Raw genomic sequence first — 2,033 nt, 5'->3', positions numbered from 1 at the left:
CGGCACCGCCACGCCACCGCTCGCGGTCGTCCCGGAGCCGAGCTTGTCGACCCACTCCTTCAACGCCCCGCGAGAGATGCCGAGATCGACCGCGATGCCCTCGAGCGTTGCGCCCGGCGTCGATTCGTACAGGTCCACCGCCCGCCGCCGGAACTCGTCGGTGTAGTTCTTCCTTGCCATCCTTGGATTCTCGCTTCCCCAGCGTTCGTGCTGGAATCAGCGTGTCCAAGATCAGGGGGCAGGCCCCAATCAGTGCGCTGTTGTCACTGGGAATCAGTCCCAGAACTCCCGGACCTCGTCCGCGATGCGAACGCCCTGATCGTAGCCCGCTTTCGCCGCTGCGGGGGAAGCGTCCGGATCGAGCGGGTTCTCGCCGATCGCTTCTTTCGATGTCTCATCCAATGAAATAGTCTTCACTTGGCTCGAATCACCGATATCCTTGACATCAGAGTTCTCTGGAAGCTTCATTACCTCAAGAACAAGAACTTTGCCGTAGCCCTCCGCCACGTCGGTGTTGGTCCCGGAACGGACGCTACCATCGTAGAAACGGTTTCCACCTATGGTCACGGCCGGCCACACCACGGGGATCGCACAGCTCGCAGCCACCGCATCCACGAGATTCACACCGGAGTTCTTATCAAGAACCTTGAACTCACCCGTATCGGCCTGAATCGTTGTCACCCGGACGAGCTGCTCTGGCCATTCGTGCGATTCCAGCCGGGCCTCGATGATGGCGCGGCGCTCCGCCTCCGGAACACGGTCCTTCTCCAGCGACATTGCACCAATGGACTTGCGCGCTTTAACCGGGTCCGGCTCCGCACTGAGTTCTTGGCCGATCCTGCCAAGCAAGCTACCCATGTCCACATCAATAGCCGGCCCGGGAGCGCCCGTCCCTTCGATCTGATCCTTATACAACTTCTCCAAAGGCGTGGTAAAGACCTGCGCGGCAACCGTTGCCCCGGCAGAACTCCCGACAACGAGGTCCGCAGTGCTCACCACGTCAACACCCTTGCTGGCCAGTCCAGCGAGCAGCCCGGTCTCCCAAGCGATACCCACAACACCGCCACCCCCGAGGACCAGTGCCTTGTCCGTGTTTTCACTCATCGTTGAGCCCCTTCCAGTTGTTCACCGAACCACTTATGTAGCTCACGGTATCAGATCCCTGGCGCGAGCCCCAGATCCGGTAAAAGTCGGACTGCTTCCCTTCACGACATCGCCTCGCCGACGCCCACCTTCATGGCCGTCGTGCGGCGGATGGTCATCAGCCAACGTTCTCTGCCGAATTGCACCGCCTGACAGGCGATGCAAGCTATCTGCTCGGATGAGAGCGCGTCAACGCGCGACGGCTGGCCCTGGCGAAAATGATCCGTGGCGACGAAAACCGGCCGCACGACGACAACGAGATCACCAAGCAACTCGAAGTCATTCGAGACTTCCGGTTGGGCTACGTCTCGGTCGACTGGGTCTCTCGGCCTGTGGCTGCTTACGGGCCTGCCGCACTGCCTCGACGGCGACGTACGGGAAGGTGGGGCGCCCGTCGTTCAGAAGGCGGGGCTCTTAGGACCGGTCGCGAAGCCGCCGCGACCTCGCCCCTCTAAATCATGGGGAGGTTCTGGGAAACATCAGGCGTCAAGTCGCATCGACGCCTGGCCTGTTGTTCTAACGCGGCGGGCCCGGTATTACCGAGCTGACTCGCCTCGGACTTTCCTTCGCCCAGCATCAGCGCAACCTGCCGCTAACGGCACAGCGCGCGTAGTTCAAGTCATCTGCCCCGATGAACCTTCGGGGGCCTGCCCCCTGATCTTGGACACGCTGATTCCAGCACGAACGCTGGGGAAGCGAGAATCCAAGGATGGCAAGGAAGAACTACACCGACGAGTTCCGGCGGCGGGCGGTGGACCTGTACGAATCGACGCCGGGCGCAACGCTCGAGGGCATCGCGGTCGATCTCGGCATCTCTCGCGGGGCGTTGAAGGAGTGGGTCGACAAGCTCGGCTCCGGGACGACCGCGAGCGGTGGCGTGGCGGTGCCGG

General features: G+C 62.3%; 4 protein-coding genes. 1 reads left to right on the top strand and 3 read right to left on the bottom strand.

Annotation, left to right across the window (positions count from 1 at the left end; all coding sequences use genetic code 11):
• The 3 genes from DC432_RS16035 to DC432_RS16025 form a co-directional block, all read right to left on the bottom strand.
• Positions 1-180: transposase (locus tag DC432_RS16035; RefSeq protein ID WP_133177982.1), on the bottom strand; the 180-nt coding region annotated here is incomplete at its 3' end.
• Between the two features lie 93 nt (positions 181-273).
• Positions 274-1,104 carry a patatin-like phospholipase family protein gene (locus DC432_RS16030; protein ID WP_116538680.1) on the bottom strand — a complete coding sequence of 277 codons (831 nt, stop codon included), beginning with the start codon at positions 1,102-1,104 and terminating at the stop codon, positions 274-276.
• Between the two features lie 101 nt (positions 1,105-1,205).
• Positions 1,206-1,415, bottom strand: a complete 210-nt coding sequence (locus DC432_RS16025) for a hypothetical protein (protein ID WP_133177983.1) — start codon at positions 1,413-1,415, stop codon at positions 1,206-1,208.
• A 437-nt stretch (positions 1,416-1,852) separates the two neighbouring features.
• On the opposite strand from DC432_RS16025, the gene DC432_RS16020 reads away from it, so the two are divergent.
• On the top strand, positions 1,853-2,033 hold a 181-nt coding region (locus tag DC432_RS16020; protein WP_133177982.1), incomplete at its 3' end, for a transposase.

The organism is Microbacterium testaceum (assembly GCF_003075375.1).
In the GTDB taxonomy this organism is placed as follows: Bacteria; Actinomycetota; Actinomycetes; order Actinomycetales; family Microbacteriaceae; genus Microbacterium; species Microbacterium testaceum_E.
Note: the sequence above shows the minus strand (reverse complement) of the source record. Positions and strands in the feature narration are given on the sequence as shown.